This window comes from Paenibacillus sp. sgz302191 (assembly GCF_057749925.1).
Map to the genome: position 1 here is coordinate 27,573 of NZ_JBYLHY010000042.1, position 16,697 is coordinate 44,269.

12 protein-coding genes are annotated in these 16,697 nt (G+C 48.2%); 4 read left to right on the forward strand and 8 right to left on the reverse strand.

Annotated features, from left to right (window positions below):
• The 3 genes from AC3G2T_RS35010 to AC3G2T_RS35020 all read left to right on the forward strand — a co-directional run bounded on the left by AC3G2T_RS35010 (position 1) and on the right by AC3G2T_RS35020 (position 7,263).
• Positions 1-6,186: a glycoside hydrolase family 78 protein gene (locus AC3G2T_RS35010; RefSeq protein ID WP_488438362.1), complete on the forward strand. Its 6,186-nt coding sequence runs from the start codon at positions 1-3 to the stop codon at positions 6,184-6,186.
• A 61-nt stretch (positions 6,187-6,247) separates the two neighbouring features.
• Complete coding sequence (locus tag AC3G2T_RS35015) at positions 6,248-6,583, forward strand: hypothetical protein (protein ID WP_488438363.1); 336 nt, start codon at positions 6,248-6,250, stop codon at positions 6,581-6,583.
• Between the two features lie 245 nt (positions 6,584-6,828).
• Complete coding sequence (locus AC3G2T_RS35020) at positions 6,829-7,263, forward strand: hypothetical protein (protein WP_488438364.1); 435 nt, start codon at positions 6,829-6,831, stop codon at positions 7,261-7,263.
• A gap of 475 nt (positions 7,264-7,738) precedes the next feature.
• Here AC3G2T_RS35020 and AC3G2T_RS35025 read toward each other — a convergent pair whose 3' ends face one another.
• From AC3G2T_RS35025 to AC3G2T_RS35035, 3 genes are read right to left on the reverse strand one after another with little or no spacing between them, the layout of a single operon-like run.
• On the reverse strand, positions 7,739-9,841 hold the full coding sequence (locus AC3G2T_RS35025; RefSeq protein ID WP_488438365.1) for a VirD4-like conjugal transfer protein, CD1115 family: 2,103 nt from the start codon (positions 9,839-9,841) through the stop codon (positions 7,739-7,741).
• Positions 9,842-10,591, reverse strand: a complete 750-nt coding sequence (locus AC3G2T_RS35030; protein WP_488438366.1) for a relaxase/mobilization nuclease domain-containing protein — start codon at positions 10,589-10,591, stop codon at positions 9,842-9,844. It abuts the gene before it with no gap.
• Entirely contained in the window at positions 10,588-11,046 is a 459-nt protein-coding gene (locus tag AC3G2T_RS35035) for a hypothetical protein (protein ID WP_488438367.1), read from the reverse strand. The genes AC3G2T_RS35030 and AC3G2T_RS35035 overlap by 4 nt, the downstream gene beginning before the upstream one ends.
• Before the next feature lie 407 nt (positions 11,047-11,453).
• Between AC3G2T_RS35035 and AC3G2T_RS35040 the strand changes: the two genes are divergently transcribed.
• Entirely contained in the window at positions 11,454-11,657 is a 204-nt protein-coding gene (locus AC3G2T_RS35040; RefSeq protein WP_488438368.1) for a hypothetical protein, read from the forward strand.
• A 199-nt stretch (positions 11,658-11,856) separates the two neighbouring features.
• Here AC3G2T_RS35040 and AC3G2T_RS35045 read toward each other — a convergent pair whose 3' ends face one another.
• From AC3G2T_RS35045 to AC3G2T_RS35065, 5 genes are all read right to left on the reverse strand, one after another.
• Positions 11,857-12,105, reverse strand: a complete 249-nt coding sequence (locus AC3G2T_RS35045; RefSeq protein WP_488438369.1) for a hypothetical protein — start codon at positions 12,103-12,105, stop codon at positions 11,857-11,859.
• A 382-nt stretch (positions 12,106-12,487) separates the two neighbouring features.
• Complete coding sequence (locus AC3G2T_RS35050) at positions 12,488-13,099, reverse strand: type II toxin-antitoxin system PemK/MazF family toxin (protein ID WP_488438370.1); 612 nt, start codon at positions 13,097-13,099, stop codon at positions 12,488-12,490.
• A 554-nt stretch (positions 13,100-13,653) separates the two neighbouring features.
• Positions 13,654-13,800, reverse strand: coding sequence for a hypothetical protein (locus tag AC3G2T_RS35055; protein WP_488438371.1), 147 nt, complete (start codon positions 13,798-13,800; stop codon positions 13,654-13,656).
• Positions 13,801-13,846: 46 nt separating this feature from the next.
• Positions 13,847-15,037 (reverse strand): DUF3560 domain-containing protein, encoded by a 1,191-nt coding sequence (locus tag AC3G2T_RS35060; RefSeq protein WP_488438372.1) that lies wholly within the window; start codon positions 15,035-15,037, stop codon positions 13,847-13,849.
• 585 nt (positions 15,038-15,622) lie between these two features.
• Positions 15,623-16,495 (reverse strand): ATP-dependent DNA ligase, encoded by an 873-nt coding sequence (locus AC3G2T_RS35065; RefSeq protein ID WP_488438373.1) that lies wholly within the window; start codon positions 16,493-16,495, stop codon positions 15,623-15,625.
• Between the last annotated feature and the right edge of the window lie 202 nt (positions 16,496-16,697).

Below are 16,697 nucleotides of genomic sequence, written 5' to 3' on the forward strand. Positions count from 1 at the left end.
ATGAGAAGAATATACAAGCCTATTAATTTTGTAGTACTTATCATACTGTCAATTCAACTTCTTATCCCATTGCTCGATATGCCAGCTTCTGCTTCGGCTCCACAAACAAAGAGGATTTACATTAATTTCGATAGTCTTATAGCTGACACTAGTCAAAAAGAATATGTATCCCCTGAAAGCACTAAATCTTTTACCTTTAAACTTGATGGTCAAGTGACGGGTGAAATAAAGTCTTGGAAGTTATTTGTTAATAACCTAGACAAATCGTCAAATGCTACGTTACAAGGTTATAATCTGAACATGGTTAATTTAGCGGGGCAAATTGGTGCATTATACAGCCAGGAATCTACAAATCCTGGTCACCATATATACAGGCTTCCTGACGGAAAAGGATGGGAACATACAGGAAAGTATACTCCCATAATGCAATTTGATGCTGATACTTCTACCTATGACGGAACAGGCTATTCACAATACCCGGGACTAATCCCTACGCAAGGACATGCTAGAAATAGTTCTACAATGATTGCTTATCCAGATGACTTGAGATATGACGGCTTAAAAGGTTTCTCGCCGAATTGGAATTATTATGGTGCTGGGGTGACGGCTTCTTACGATCCACCGCCGCCTTCAATCTTTTATCTCAGCAAAGAAGATTATTTAAATAATAGCAATAATACTATAGCTCTCGACAAAGTTGTGAAGGATTCAGTCCGAATTACGGGAGGTTATGCAAAACCAGGACTATATAGTAATGATGTAATTCCCTATGACTGGGGAAAAACAAATAGCGGAGAAAATTATATAAAAATCTACAGAAAGTTCGAAAAAGGACTTAGTGATGCTTCAAATGGTGGCATTGATTATTACGGTTCGTCTGATCCAACCGGAAAGCCATATGGCGAAGACCGAAACTACCTCATGGAGGTACAAACGGAATGGTATGCGAACGCATATTTTTATAAAGGCTATGTAGACGTTACTTACCAACAAATCGATAAGCCTGACTTAGTTGCGAGCGATATTGTTCCAGTAGTTCAATGTTTTAATGTTGGAGATACGGTCAATTTTGAATATCAGTTAAGAAACATTGGCCCTGATACTTCCACGCCGTTCAAAGTGGAAATACGAGTGGATGGTACATTAGTTCGAACCGACGACTGGAGCGGAGCTGCCGGAGGCATCGGACTTGGCCGAACGTTCAGCTATAAGTTCACCTCTGGCATTGAAAAAACAATTACAGTATCGCTGGATTCCACAAATGCAATTGATGAAGCATCCAAAAGCAATAACACAATAAGTAAGCCCTTTACGCCCTCAGCTACTTCCTGTAGTGGTAGCGGAGGGAGTCCGGAAGTTATCAAGGCCGACTTTACAATCGAAAAACCAACAATCCCCTTCGGTCAGTCAAATACGTTCTATCCAACTGTATCCGTAACGGGGGGGAATAGCTGCACTCTGAAAACTATAACATGGACTGTTACGCAAGGAAGTTCAACTTGGTCTGTTTCAAATACACAAGCCAGCAATCAAGGCTTTAACGGCCCGCCTTATCCCGGAGGGATCGGGGTAGGAACCGTCTCAGTTACACTTAAGGTTGTGACCTCATGCGGTACGGAAAAAACCGTCGGACCAAAGCCATTTACGATCACAACTCCAAATTCATGCACCCCTTCCAATCAACCGCCGGTATTCAAGGCCGGCTTCGTAGGCCACGGCAATAGTGGTGCCGTAAATCCAACTACCAAAGCGTTTCCCGGCGATTGGCTGGACTTGCAAATCATTTATGACAATCAGTCTAAGCCGCCTTTCCCACGGGACCCTGACGGTGATGCCTTTTACTTCACATGGGATTGGGCAGGCGCTATAGCAAAAGATGCATGGTTAAAAAAATATGTTGACTTGTACGGCAACCCGTACACACACGATGATCGTTATTCTTTTGGTTTCAGCATGATGTTAACGGCGGCGGAGATCGGATCGCATTCAATTGACGTATACGCGACTGATTATTGTGGGAATACGTCTAAAGTAACAGCAAGTCTCGATGTAATGTATCCAAACCCGATACCGGTCATTTCACTTCCGCCGAAAGTCGTAGAAGGGAGAACATTTACGCCGCTAATTAGTGGTGCCAGCAGTTACAGCCCAAAAGGAAATTCCATCGTTAGTTATGACTGGCATAATACGTACTCGACCTACTATGCAAATCCTGGCGATTACACTATTAAATTGGGCGTTTGCGACAACATGGGATTGTGTTCCTTGGGGCCGGATGTCAAAATACTTACGGTACTTCCGGATTTGCCACCGATTGCACAAATCGTTAACCCCGGAACGGGAATGCGTGGAAATCAGATGGTGTTCCAGGATACCAGTTACAGCCCTGATGATGATCCGATCGCAGTCCATACAAACAAAATCACCTGCGATACAAACAATAACGGCTCCTACGCAGATGAAACGTCTATAACAGTCTCCAGGGACGCCAATGGGTATATTTACTACACGCCGACGCGAGTAGGCAAATGTAAAATGGACGTGTTTATTCAAGAAGGTTTGGGCTATAAAAAATCAGATTCGAAGACAGTCTATTTCGAAGTAGATAACGATTCCCCAAGTGCGACGTTCACGATGGCAGGGGCGTACAATCCACCGGCACTAAGCTTGCCGACGCCGATCTCTGTGGACGCGCTGCTCGGATATTCGCGAACTTCGTTGGATGGCGAGATGACGACCGGTTCCAATTGGTATAAAACAAGCAGCGGAACGTTAAAGAACGCGGCTGTCTACGATGTACCGATTTTGACTAATAACAATGTCCCGTATAACGGGATTGATTTGAGCCAACCCTACACGGTTGCAAGTTCTATAAAATTAGACTGGGGATGCTCAAATTATTGTGCGGATAAAGCATCAAATTACAACGATCCATCCGGTCTGCGCCCAGACAAGCACAGCGGAGCGGCCCCGTACTATTCTGTTTCTGGAGCCTATTACGTCAAAAACGTCGATGGCGTTCAGCAATGGGCGGTTTTATCTACGGATACCGATCACTGGAACTTCGGTGATGTTCGTAATAATATCACGCCCAGCAAAATTACAGCTGTTAGTCCCGATTTGTCCAGATTCGCTTATGTCATTACAGATGAACCGACATATGCCCCGACCATTATGGAATCCTGGTTGTACATCCGAAAGGGTTCCGATGGTAGTCGCCTGCAAAAAGCTCAGCTGACTTACCGGGAAACCATTGCCGGAACGTACAAGAATCTGATTGTCACATCGGGAGGCAGAGCCTACGATTGGGACGGAAATCTCGTTTGGTCGGTCCCTGCCAACGCTTGCATAGTTACAGCCGGCAATCATGGAGCTTATGCCATAACAAAAGACGGGCAGCTATATTGTGCCGTGGCTACCGGGGGAACCGTTCAATTAACCCAAATCAATCTAAACAATGGCACTTTGACCAAAACAATGACTGTGGGCTCGTTCGCCCACGGAAGCAATGATGCCGGCGATTATTGGGACGTTGGCACGTACATACAAGCTCTGAACATCGTTAATGAAGGCGAATTGGTACTGCAAGTGCATACGGTTTGGCAGTCAAGGGCGTCGGGTGGAGGAGCGCACACCTATTACGATGATCGTGAGTTTTACTATAGCGGCTCGCTTACATCTACGGCCAGGAAAGAACCTTATTTCACGTCCGGACAGCTATATAGCCCGTCAGCCAACAATCAAAACGGCGAGTTCACCTACGCGTTTAAGTTTTCCAGTACAACGAAGGCGAACGAAACGTCTGGATTTTCCTTCCGAATGAAAGACCATCTGAATTTTTACCGGGTCGAAAATGATACGAACACCACTTCTCTTGTTGCTTATGTAAACGGCGTTCGGACGGTCATAAAATCGAAGGCGTTCCCGCTTGCACCGAACACGTTTGCAAGTGGGAAAATCAAAGTCTCTGCCGATCACATCAAAGTTTATGTCAACGGGGCATTGATCATCGACGTGTACGACTCCACTATCACCGAGAACGGCATGTACGGGCTTTATGCGACTAAGGCGGGTACGGAGTTTAAAAACGTTACCGTTCTGGACGGACCGGGTACGAAATATTTGGGCAACGTCGTCGTCGTCGGCAATCCGATTAAGTACTCGGTAAATTACAACGATCCTGAAGGCGATCCGGCACGGCCGGAAACGGTGAAATGGACATTTACGAACGAGCAGCCGTACAAATATCTTAATGCAGGGGATGGCTACTCGGATGTGCCTCCGGCTAACTCATACAATAATCAGGTCGTCAGTTCGCCAAACGCTTCGCTTAATCGAGTCGGGTACTTCAAAGTCGATTATCAGGTCGCGGACGATCCGTCGCCGGCGCCGTACACATATGCGGACGGAACGTTCAGCTCCTACAGCAAATTGTCGGATCCGTACACGCAGTACGCCAAGGCGGTCCGCCTGCCGGTTGCTGTCTTTACGGTATATGAGAACGCCGATCATACGCTGGGATATACGGATCAAAGCTACGATCCGGACCACTGGCTAAGCACGACAAACTTTCAAGCCGGTTATGAAAATAACCGCGGTATCTTCGACCGAATATGGAAGTATACCGCGCCAGACGGAACTGCGGCCTACGGATTCCCGAGCCGGCCGAATCAAAGCGGCACTTACGTCATCAGCGAGGCCGTTATGCAAGAGGATGGGCTTTGGAGCGATTGGTATGATCAGAGTATTAACGTAAGCATACCGATCTCAAATAATCCACCGACAGCGGTGTTAACGTTCCCGGACGGAACGCAAGCAAGCCCAAGCTACGTGAGCACGCTGACTCCCACGATCAAGTGGAATCAGACGGACCCTGATCCCGGAACAGTTTTTGCGGCGTATGAGGTCGTTATCAAGGACGAGAGTGGCAACGTCGTCGTCGATTCGGGCATTCAGCCGCAAGGGACAACAGCAACAACCGCTCAATGGACAATTTCACAAAGCTTGCAGCTAGGTCAGAAATATCAAGCTACCGTTAGGGTCAATGACGGCCTTGTTTGGTCCGGGTGGTCGAATATCGGCTGGATGGTTACCAATCGTCCGCCGGTTGCGGTAATGACCATTCCCGACGGTACGCAAGATAATCCGACAGTCTTTAACAGCCTGCGGCCGACGCTACAATGGCACCAAAGTGACCCGGACCCGGGAACGACATTCACATATTTTCAAATTCAAATTACCAATGAGGCGAACGATAAGATGATCCTTGATTCCGGCCAATACTACCAAGGCTCTACCTCTTCGATAGGAAGCTGGGCAGTTCCCAGTGACTTGCCTACAAATCAAAAATTAAGGGTCCGGGTGAGGGTATTCGACGGATTCACATGGTCGGTTTGGTCTGATCAGACATGGATGTTCCTGAACAGGCCTCCAGTAGCAACTATGGTTTATCCATCTGGTACACAAAGTAATCCCACAATTGTGTTTACCGCCAGACCAACACTAAGCTGGACACAAACTGATCCAGACGAAGGAACAGTTTTCAAAGCATATCAGCTGCAAGTTGTAAACGAAGCAAATACCAATGTTGTTTACGATTCTGGCCAGATTGCACAAAATACGTCCAGCACATCAGGAATTCATGTTCCGACCAAAGACTTACCGCAGAATCAAAAATTGCGTGTTAGAGTAAGGGTCTACGATGGGTATGCATGGTCAGATTGGTCATTTGATACCTGGCTCTACTTTAACAACAATCAAATTTATACGTTCGGACTCAAACATAACACAGCCTTTGAGGAAGCCAGAGTACGCAACAACAGACAAATGGCTGAATTCTTTGGTGGAGAACCAGTGGAAGCTTTTGTGACTGGGAACAATTTAGCAACGGTATCCGTTCAGTTTTCCCTAGGAGAACCGAATCAAGACATGCCTGATATGTTACTGACAGACAAAGCAAATAAGAAACCAACTTATAACCAAACCATAACTTTATCCGGTACGGCTGCATCAATGGAAGGTGAGGCTTGGCAAAAACACTGGGCAATGATTCCAGATGGGACATACAGCGTTCTGTTTGTTTTCACTTTCCAAGACGGTGAAGTACGAACGAAAACAACAAGTTTCCAAATGAAAGATTCGATCATAGATAAATTTGTTCCTGGCGGATCAGACTACAACCAATAAAAAATAACCCTGGAGGTTTTCTCCAGGGTTATTTTTTTATTATAACATGCGTAATACAGCAATGTTTATCTATAGTTTTCGCCCCCGGTTTCTTCCGGAGGATCGGCGCGCCGGCGACGATGGCCGGACCGATCAGCTGCTGCTCTCGCTCCTGGTTCTCCTGGAAGAGGACCGGATTTGCTCCGGCACGCCGGCGAGAGCGGCCAGACGGGACAGCTGCTGCTCTCGCTCCTGGTGCTTCCGAGGAAGGCCGGATTTGCTCCGGCGCTCCGGCGACGTCGGCCGGAGCGATCAGCTGCTGCTCTCGCTCCTGGTGATTCCGGAAGAAGGACCGGATTTGCGCCGGCGCGCTGGCGACGACGACCGGACGGGCAGCTGCAGCTCACGCTCCCGGTGATTCCGGATGCGGCCCGGATTTGCGCCGGCGCGCTGGCGACAGTGGCCGGACGGGCAGCTGCAGCTCACGCTCCCGGTGATTCCGGATGCGGCCCGGATTTGCGCCGGCACGCTGGCGACAGTGGCCGGATTGATCAGCTGCAGCTCGCGCTCCTGGTGCTTCCGGAAGAGGACCGGCTTTGTGCCGGCACGCCGGCGATAGCGTCCGGACCGAGCAGTTGCAGCTCGCGCTCCTGATTCTTCCGGATGAAGCCCGGATTTGCGCCGGCGCTTGCGACGACGACCGGATGGGCAGCTGCAGCTCATGCTCCTGGTGCTTCCGGATGCGGCCCGGATTTGCGCCGGCACGCTGGCGACAGTGGCCGGATCGATCAGCTGCAGCTCATGCTCCTGGTGCTTCCGGATGCGGCCCGGATTTGCGCCGGCACGCTGGCGACAGTGGCCGGATCGATCAGCTGCAGCTCATGCTCCTGGTGCTTCCGGAAGAAGGACCGGCTTTGCGTTCGGCGCGCCGGTGACGACGGCCGGATCGATCAGCTGCAGCTCATGCTCCTGGTGCTTCCGGATGCGGCCCGGATTTGCGCCGGCACGCTGGCGACAGTGGCCGGATTGATCAGCTGCAGCTCGCGCTCCTGGTGCTTCCGGAAGAGGACCGGCTTTGTGCCGGCACGCCGGCGATAGCGTCCGGACCGAGCAGTTGCAGCTCGCGCTCCTGATTCTTCCGGATGAAGCCCGGATTTGCGCCGGCACGCTGGCGACAGTGGCCGGATCGATCAGCTGCAGCTCATGCTCCTGGTGCTTCCGGAAGAAGGACCGGCTTTGCGTTCGGCGCGCCGGTGACGACGGCCGGACCGGCAGCTGCAACGCACGCTCCTGGTGCTTCCGGAAGAAGGACCGGCTTTGCGTTCGGCGCGCCGGTGACGACGGCCGGACCGGCAGCTGCAGCGCACGCTCCTGGTGCTTCCGGAAGAAGGACCGGCTTTGCACCGGCGCGCCGGCGACGATGGCCGGACCGAACAGCTGCAGCTCATGCACGCTCCTGGTGCTTCCGTAAGAGGACCTACGCTGGCGACGTCGGCCGGAATCGTAGCGCCAGGACGATTCTTTCGCCAATAGAAAAAGGGAAGTGGCCTAGTTCATCCGCTTCCCGCTATCCTTAAAAAATGTCATAATCATCATTTGGTGGTGGCTCCGGTCCTGGATCTCCGCCTCCTTCATCTCTTGGGTCCTCGCCTTTCGGTTTTGCTGCCGCGCCCGGATCCGCTGCCAAGGTTTCTTTCTTCTTCCGGTTTGGTTTTGGCGCTTCGCCGCCTTCGGATGTCGCGGCGACTTCATCCTCCGCTTTCTTGCGAGATTTTTTAGGCTTTGCCTCGCCGCTCTCGCCCTCTTCGTCCTTCTTTTCTCTCGGCTTCTTGTAGACGATCCCCTGCTGTTCGGACATCAGTTCAAGCGCCTTTTGCATGTATTCCTCTAGCTCGGCCCGATAGTCGGCAAGTGGAATTTCTAAGTCCGAATGTAACGGTAGTTTCGTCCAATCGCCCTTTTCAAACTCATACCCCATTTCCATATAATCAACTTTATCAAGTTCAGCCGGATTTCTGCCGTTCTGCATAACGATTAGTTTACTTCGATCTTGCTTCATTAATTCGGCAGGCTGCATAAGCGCCCTACCAACAAAGTTTTCATTAGTTCGTTGATCCTTTCCACCCTCTGAAATCGATTGAATCTGGAGAGTTGTTTGTCCAATCCGTTCAGAGAAGAATTTAGCTGTCTCTAAATCATTTGTCGCAAGGAATATTGTGGTGTCCATATTTCCCCAGATTTCCGCCCAGCGATCATTGGTATATCGATTTTTAAACTGCGGCAACGCCTGAATTATGAGCATGAGGTAAATATCCCGAGAACGGCAAGTGCTCGTTATGGTTTCAAAATTAACGATCGTACCGATATTCAAAAACTCGTCCTTTATGCAGCGCACCGGTACGGGACACTTCCCTCCATTCTCCTCGGCAACTCTATACAAGTCTTGGTATAACTGTGACCATGTTAAAGCGATAGGCATTTTGTATGTCGTGTTTTTATCTGGTATTAAGATGAATAAAGCCATTTTTTTCTTACCTAGATCCATTAAGCTAAAATCACTACGGGACCACATATGAGCTACACCCGGATCTAGGAACAATTGCAAACGAGTAGCAAAACCGATCAAAATGCCTGAACGTACACGGTATTCGGCAATACGGAATACGTTGTAGTAACGAACGGCCAAATGCCTTGGCGGCAACGAATCGAATAAAATGTCCATTGCGGTTTGGTTGTTGGCTCCCCAAACTCCAAACTCAAGTAAGGACGGCATATGTCTTTCTTCCACTGGCCTAAAACTCTTGATATATAGAATACAAGCGGTTATGTATGCTTGCTCTGCATTTTTCCACATTTCATCCGATGTAGAGTGCGGATTGACAGTATTATTTACAATGTTATTGACGAAAGTAATGACTTCGGATGCGTCCGCAAGGAAATCTAAATTGTTGTATCCGTCACTTTGATCGGGACGCAAATAGTTCAGAACCCTAATCTCATAGTCATTCTTTTTTAAAAGATCGACGGTTTGATTGTATACGTCACCCTTAGTATCCGTTAAAACAATAGAAAATCCATCTTCGATTGCTTTGTATACGTTTGGAATAACGACAGTTCTACTTTTTTTAGCCCCCGATGTACCAAAAATAATTACGTTTTGGTTTAGATCAATTTTTTTCTTATCCTCTTCCGTGTAGACAGTCGGAGGAATAGGGTGAATACAATAACTATCTTTGATCTTGCCGAGAAAAACACCCTTCTTTTCTTCAATATTGACGTACGATGACTTAATTTCTTTAGGTGTCGCCCACCTAGAGGTTCCATGTGCCCCATAGTCAGAAGCATCTTTTGCTTTTAGCGCCTTGTTATGCTTCGATGCCTTATAAATCGTTGCCAGTGCCAAGCCAAGCGCCGGGAGCTGCAACGAGAGCCAAATTTGATGAGCCTTTGCTTGCATCGGAAGATCCGGCTTCACTATAACCTTGGCCGTATAGAAGGGAGCTTTGACGTAATTCTTTTGAAAGGAATCCCCCACATCGAATACGCCCCCCTGGGCCATCACTAGCGACAGGAGAGCCAATCCATAAAATTCAACAATGGACAGAAAAATAATGGCAATAACAAAATTCGCGATGACTTTCTTATTCGTTGCAAATGCGCGTATACGTTCACCCATTTATCGATCATCCCCCCGCCCTCTACGATTTCGTTGCTGTTCCCATTCACGTTGCCGTTCTTCCTCGGCCATGAGCTGGCGAATCTGTACGAAGATCGATCTGCCCACTTTAGCAGTATCCCGCACTTGCCCAACCCGTTCTCGCTGCTGCTGTCGGTCTGCCCTCATTCGCTCCCTTTCAAGCCTTCGCAGCTCTTGCATCTCCCGCAGGGCCATTCGTTCTATCGTCCTTTGTCTTGCTCGGTTATCCCGAAGGACAGAATATAGCGATCCCCGCATCTGCTTATAATCTTCTCGTTTAAAAAATAACCGCTTCGTCTTCCCTTGCTCATTAACCCCTACACCTTTGATGATGACGTGAACGTGCGGGTTGTTAGCCTTCATATGTGTGGCCGCAATCCAGTCCAATTTCATTCCCTTCTCGCGTTCCAAGTCCTTCATCATCTCGCGAATCATCTTTTTATAATCTCCACCGTACCGATCATAGTCTGCCCTCCGCATCGAAATCGTCAAATGGTGAGATTTGATTTGCTTAAAGTGTCGGGTCGATCGGTTGTCCAGCTCCTTCGCAAATTTGGCCCAATCCGGGTTAGAGGAGGACGCGTCAAATATCTCCCGTTCTTCCCTTTCCATCTCCTGGGACCGATTCACTATGTAATACACTTGATTTTTAGCGTGTTTAAGATCCTTCGTGTAGATATGTCGGAGCATGACAAGCGAACGCTTAGATGACTTCGCGGCCTTGCTCATTCTTCACCTTCCTCATCTTCCGCAGCCGCCGCAACCAGCTCGTCCGGGTCAAAGTCCTCTTTCATCAGCTTCCTTGTAAACTTGATAACGGCTTTCTTCCTGGCTTCCCAATACATGCGATCAATCTCGTCGTCCGTTCGCTTGTTCCCCAGCGCTACAAGAAGCAGCTCCACCGCCGTAGCCGTATCCATTCCCTGTTTGGCCGAAAGAGCCGCAAGCCGATCCTCCATTCTCTTGAGCTGCCTTGAAATGTCACCTAGTAAGGAAGTTTCCTGAATACGCTTGTTTCGCACGTTTTTGACGTAAGCGCTAACGGCCTTCTCTACCTCCTGGGTAATGGATGTGTTGAAATTCTCGGCAATTTTCTCCAGGTCATGATAGAGAACGCTTGGTATTCGAACCTGGGGCATACTCCTGACGGTTTCGCCTGTTGCCTTAGTACGTCCTTTTGCCATCGGCTGCACCCTGCTTTCCATAATTTCTCACGTTTCTAGTATACCAAATGATGCCAGAGGCGGTAAAGACCTAAGAAAACACTGAAATCCCTTGCTACATAAGGAAAAAACGAATATGTGATGCACGAAAAAAATAAGCGTGTAACGCGTAACAGCCTTGCACAGCAAGGCTTTAATAGATGCGTGACGCATCTATTTATCCTGCAACCACTCGACTAACGTCTCGGGTCGGCAGGAACGGGGCCGCGCTTCGCGCCGCCCCCGTCCTGGCCCTGCTATGTTACGCCTCCGTAACGCCCCATTTGGGCGTTCTAACGGGGGCTAGACGTAGCTGTAGGCGATACGGTAGACGGCTCCTATATACCGTCATAGCGAGGCCATTACGCCGAGCTTTGGCTTGGCGAAAGATGCCGCGTCCGATAGGTGACAGACAGCGGATCGCCGTCCGGAAAGCGACGATGAAAGCGAGGCCGAGAGTCAGAAGGCGGAGCAGCAGCGCTCCAATAGTCACTGCCGGATCAGCAGCGCAGACGCTGGTGCAGACGAAAGCGCAGCGATTCGTTAAGTCGAGCCAGAACCGCCAAGTCAATGAAATCACGAAAGCCGCATAAGGACGGGGGGCAAACGAATTACTAGTATATAAAACAAATACCATTGGCAAAAGAAAAGCGGGCATTGCGCGTACTCGTGGCAGACGTATGGGTCGGAAACGAAAAAAAGTAATACATTTCTCATACTAATGTATGAGAAATGTATTACTTTTTTGTGAGACATGTATTACATCATAGGTGGCAAAGAGGGGGGCTCTTATTAGCCGATTTCTAGTATCCGCTCACTTTGCTCTAACGTCATTCTTGGATGGAGAGGCCACGGCTCCAGCTCATCGTCGTCACCCTCAAACTCGAACTCATACGTCGTTACCGTCACTATCTCAATACTGCCGATTATCCAGTTCCTAACCACTATGGCCAGCGTGAGAAACCCCAGGGCCAAAAGAAAAATGTAGGTGTACGGTTGTTCAGAATCTACGAGCTTTGCTAAAATATGCACGATCGCCATTTGTGTATTGCACTCCCTTTTTTGGTGGTGTATATTTGGGAGGAAGGAACGGTCAAATTTCTTCCTCGGAGCAGACAGTTTGCGGAAACTGTGCTGCTCTTTTATTTTTGAAGGGGTTAGGTTCCCCCTCTTCGCCCTTGCACTGTGTCCTTCTTACATTTACTATTATACACTAAAACGATATTAAAGTAAATAAAAAGTTGACTATAGTAACATTCTGTACAAAAAGAATAGCCGATCCGTCTGGAGCGACTGGGTATAAAACGTCAAAAGCCAATCCGCTAGGGATTGGCTTTCTCTTTAGATTGCTGTATGTTTTCCGGGCCGCTAGGGCGCTGTTTATGACACTTGTAATTATACGCTTAAACATAAACAATGTCAATTATTCTTCATCCATTTTATTGCCGCTGGCGACCTCTAAAAGGGATGCTGCAACCTCATAAATAGCTTTGGAATTTGAAAAGAATAACGGGAAGATTTTTTTATCTATTAAGTCCAATTGGTCATTCGTAAGTCGATACGTCTTATCTTCTATTTTTTTAGGCTTCGTTATACGAAGCTTACTGATAGCTCGTATTTGGTTAGGTAGTCCATAGACGAGCTTACTATTGATGCTTGTAATTTGCCCTAAAAATACGTCGTCCGCATGTACATCTGACTCCGTTTGCTCTTCATCTAACGAACCTAGCGGCATGACTATTGCTGTCGGGCTTGATTTCTTATTATCATCTAGGATAACTCCCCAGTGAGGCCCGCCGTGTTCCGATCCGGTATTAAACCCAAACTGTATATGTACAACGTCTCCGCGCTTGTAACGCTTTAGCTTTTTGGGGTTAAATCCAATCTCCCACTGTAAATATTGGTTCTGTGTCCCCAGCCATTGTAGAAAATTACGACCTCTTTTTTCATCCATGCTTTCAATAATTGCTTTCAAATCGGCTAGTCGTTGATCCACAATCGCCATAAGCCCAGCATTCTCTTTAATCTTTGTCATCGATCCGGCGTCCCGCCTTTCACCTTATTAACTAAAATCTATCATACAACAAAATGAATTACCTTACATGTATTATTATAAACTAAAATGACATGAAAGTAAATAACAAGTTTGCGATAATATCAGTAGCGGCGCGGCTTTCCTCCGTTTCGGAAATAAGGCACAAGCCCAGCGTGTCAAGCGAGGGAGCGGTACCGGACAGAGGCCGTAGGCCGGCGGAGGATAAGGAGCGACCGACCTTGACGCAAGCGGCTTCCCTTCTCCGACCCTGAATGTCGTTCCCGAACCTTGCGTTCGGGAACCTGCATCCCGGCGAGGGAGCCTCCCCAAGCCTGGGGAGGTTGGTGGGGTTGATATTTGCGGAGCCGCCATGCTATGGCGGTCGCAGCCCCCTCATGGGGGCGAGAATTGGGGTGGTGGTTCGCTCCGCCAGGTACCCCGCTTTGCGGAGCGCAGCGCAGCAAAAAAAGCGAATGGAACCGGAGTGCTTTTCTCCGGGTCGCTTCGCTTTTAGGGGTGGCGGCTGCTCGCGCAGGCTGATCCGGCGCTTGGCTTTACTCTGTCTTCTGGCCTTTCATGAATGCCAGAAAATCCATCCAATCGGAATGCGTGAATCCTGCCGCTCTAAGAGCCTCGTTAATTTGCGGAGTGGTGAGTCTGCTATACAGCTGCCTGAAAATCTCAATGTACTTCGGATCCATGTTTAATCCCTCCCGTGATTTCTCTCTTATGGGTTGGTCGGGCAGCTTACGAAGCTGCCCCGGCGACCTTATACAAATACAAATACCAATCATCGTAATTAGCCACAAAATTACCGGCTCGATCCTTTTTAACAACTCGGCGTTCTTGCTTATCATTTACAAATTGATCGATCAAAGGTTGACCGCTCTCGACCTTGATTTCCTGAATAACGACATTCTTATCTGTCGTCTTAACAACTTGAAAAGCTTTCCTTATTGCATTACTTGCGAATGAGGTTATGAGTATGTCACGAACTTTAAACGGGTTTTCTAACTTTTCCTTTTGGTCTGTCCAGCCTTCCGGGATTTTCATTTCTTGAATCTCGGCATAAGCATTTTTCAAGATCAAGCCGGATGCATGGCACTTCGCCTCAACCGTTTTTGGATTTGCCTTAATCACTGTCTCCCAGCGACCACGAATTTTCACAAGATAACCAGCCTTGACGTTATCTTTGCTATACGCAACGCCCCCCAGCTCATCCATACAGTTCTGAAAAAACGCTAATTTATCTATTTGATACTCCATTTTTTCAAGTAGCGAATCTATCCACTCGCTATTATTGCATTCTTCGGCCTTTACGATATTTTTCTGTAAAGCTCGTATGTTCTTGTTACATTCTTCGATGCGGTTATTCAGATATGTCTTATTGTTGAGCTGTTCTCTACTTGCGGTACCTTGTGCAGTCGCAGCCCGTTCCTTGAAATACTCGCTCTTTCTGTATGCCTCAAACCCCCGTTCATATCTTTCCACAATCCGCTCCCGCTGTTTTGTGAATGCTCTCCCTCTACTGCTGTTAATATTCGGCTGCGTTAACCATGACCAATCTTTCGCATTCTCTTTAAAATCCGATTGCATTGCCTTTGCTCTGCGTTCGGCATTGTCCGCGTACTGCTCATATCGCTCGGCTCTTGCTTCGGCCCTTTCTGATTTCCTTTGCAGCTGTTCGGCGTAGGAAAGGCGTTCCCCAATTTTACCCCCATCCACAAAGCCTAATTCCTTTGCCGTCTGGATCGCAGAATAATGATTGTTGGTGCTCCTCGAAACCCAAGCAGAACGGGAGCCGCTAAACAAGAAATACCGTTGAAGTTCTTTCTTTTGTTGCTCGGGTAACGCTTTATACTCGGACTTGTCAAAATGCAATTCTACTTTGCTCGTTTCAAGATTTAGGTAATACGCTTTTTCTGTCGTTATGGACATTTCGCCATCTCCTTCAAGTGTTATTATCGTAACCTCTACATTTACTATTATAAACTAAAATGACATGAAAGTAAATAAGAAGTTTGCGATAGTATCAGCAGCGGCGCGGCTTTCCTCCGTTTCGGAATAAGGCACAAGTCCAGCGTGTCAAGCGAAGGAGCGGTACCGGACAGAGGCCGTAGGCCGGCGGAGGATAAGGAGCGACCGACCTTGACGCAAGCGGCCTCCCTTCTCCGACCCTTGCAGTCGTTTCCGAACATTGCGTTCGGGAACCTGCCACCGGCGAGGGAGCCTCCCCAAGCTTGGGGAGGTTGGTGGGGTTGATATTTGCGGAGCCGCCATGCTATGGCGGTCGCAGCCCCCTCACGGGGGCGAGAATTGGGGTGGTGGTTCGCTCCGCCGGGTACCCCGCTTTGCGGAGCGCAGCGCAGCAAAAAAAGCGAATGGAACCGGAGTGTTTTTCTCCGGGTCGCTTCGCTTTTAGGGGTGGCGGGAATTAGCGGCCAAATATGGTTTTAAAATCTTGCAAAATGGGTTAAGAACGATCGCCTCTCTTTTCGTATCCAAAATGTAATATAACATACGTTATACGGAAAGAAACTCAACGAAGCTGGCCGATCGCAGCATCCCGTGTTTGGTATATCCTTGGCATTTCACGAGACAGCGAATCTCTCCATCCAGCTCGGCCCATTCTTGCTGAACTGATCGGATGATCGGCCGCGCCGCCTGATAGATCCGTTTACGAGCTGCCGGAGGCGCAAATTTCAGCACACCGACGTTCATCTGCTTATCCATCATTACACAACCGAATTTCGCAAGATGAATTTTTCGAATCGCTATTTCCTTGTAGATATACGCCTTTGTCTTGAACCATAGCGGAGGCCTCGCGTCCAAATAATACCTGGAGCCGCGAGCTTTACTCACGATGCCCTCAAGCCCTAATGCTTGAACATTCGTGAATAGGGCAGCACCGTCATCATACGTAGGAGTCACCGAGATGAATGAGGACGGAATGACAACCTCCATAAGCAGGTGTAGCCGCTTTTCGATCGGTAAATGCGTACAATCGCGGCCATTTAGATAAAGAAGATCATAGGCAGCAAAATGTACCGGCATGGACGGCATCAACTGCTCGATCCGCTGTTTCTTTTTTGCCTTGAATCGAAAATTGACGCTATCGAAGCAGGGCCGTGCAATGCCGTCTTTTTCTTCTACGGTCAGTACAATATATTCCCCATCCACTACACAGTTATCGGCTTGCAACTGAACCTGGTGTAGTTCAGGAAATGAATTCGTACAATCGGTTAAATGTCTGGAGAATAAACGGATACGCTTGCGATCATAATGCATCGTCCCGCGAATGCCGTCCCACTTCAAGGAATGGAAATACTTCGAGTCCGGCATGATTTCCTTTGAAGGCTGCAATAGCATAGGTTTAATAGGTTTATTAAGCATCATATCCTCACCAATATTATCGTAACATATCCCATTCCTTTATCTCTTTATGGAATTGCTGGAATGACCCATTTTCGGCACATAATTTTATATACTAGTAATGTCAATTCATCTAGGATTCATGGGGTAATGAGCAAAGTTAGCCCATGAAGAATGATGAGTATGTGAAGTAGTTGGACTAAACATTACTTCTATATAAAAGTAA

Excerpts from the sequence above, each read along its gene's own strand:
- AC3G2T_RS35010 (WP_488438362.1), top strand. The coding sequence starts at position 1 with ATGAGAAGAATATACAAGCCTATTAATTTTGTAGTACTTATCATACTG.
- AC3G2T_RS35015 (WP_488438363.1), top strand. The coding sequence starts at position 6,248 with ATGTTTATCTATAGTTTTCGCCCCCGGTTTCTTCCGGAGGATCGGCGC.
- AC3G2T_RS35020 (WP_488438364.1), top strand. The coding sequence starts at position 6,829 with ATGAAGCCCGGATTTGCGCCGGCGCTTGCGACGACGACCGGATGGGCA.
- AC3G2T_RS35025 (WP_488438365.1), bottom strand. The coding sequence starts at position 9,841 with ATGGGTGAACGTATACGCGCATTTGCAACGAATAAGAAAGTCATCGCG.
- AC3G2T_RS35030 (WP_488438366.1), bottom strand. The coding sequence starts at position 10,591 with ATGAGCAAGGCCGCGAAGTCATCTAAGCGTTCGCTTGTCATGCTCCGA.
- AC3G2T_RS35035 (WP_488438367.1), bottom strand. The coding sequence starts at position 11,046 with ATGGCAAAAGGACGTACTAAGGCAACAGGCGAAACCGTCAGGAGTATG.
- AC3G2T_RS35040 (WP_488438368.1), top strand. The coding sequence starts at position 11,454 with ATGCCGCGTCCGATAGGTGACAGACAGCGGATCGCCGTCCGGAAAGCG.
- AC3G2T_RS35045 (WP_488438369.1), bottom strand. The coding sequence starts at position 12,105 with ATGGCGATCGTGCATATTTTAGCAAAGCTCGTAGATTCTGAACAACCG.
- AC3G2T_RS35050 (WP_488438370.1), bottom strand. The coding sequence starts at position 13,099 with ATGACAAAGATTAAAGAGAATGCTGGGCTTATGGCGATTGTGGATCAA.
- AC3G2T_RS35055 (WP_488438371.1), bottom strand. The coding sequence starts at position 13,800 with ATGGATCCGAAGTACATTGAGATTTTCAGGCAGCTGTATAGCAGACTC.
- AC3G2T_RS35060 (WP_488438372.1), bottom strand. The coding sequence starts at position 15,037 with ATGTCCATAACGACAGAAAAAGCGTATTACCTAAATCTTGAAACGAGC.
- AC3G2T_RS35065 (WP_488438373.1), bottom strand. The coding sequence starts at position 16,495 with ATGATGCTTAATAAACCTATTAAACCTATGCTATTGCAGCCTTCAAAG.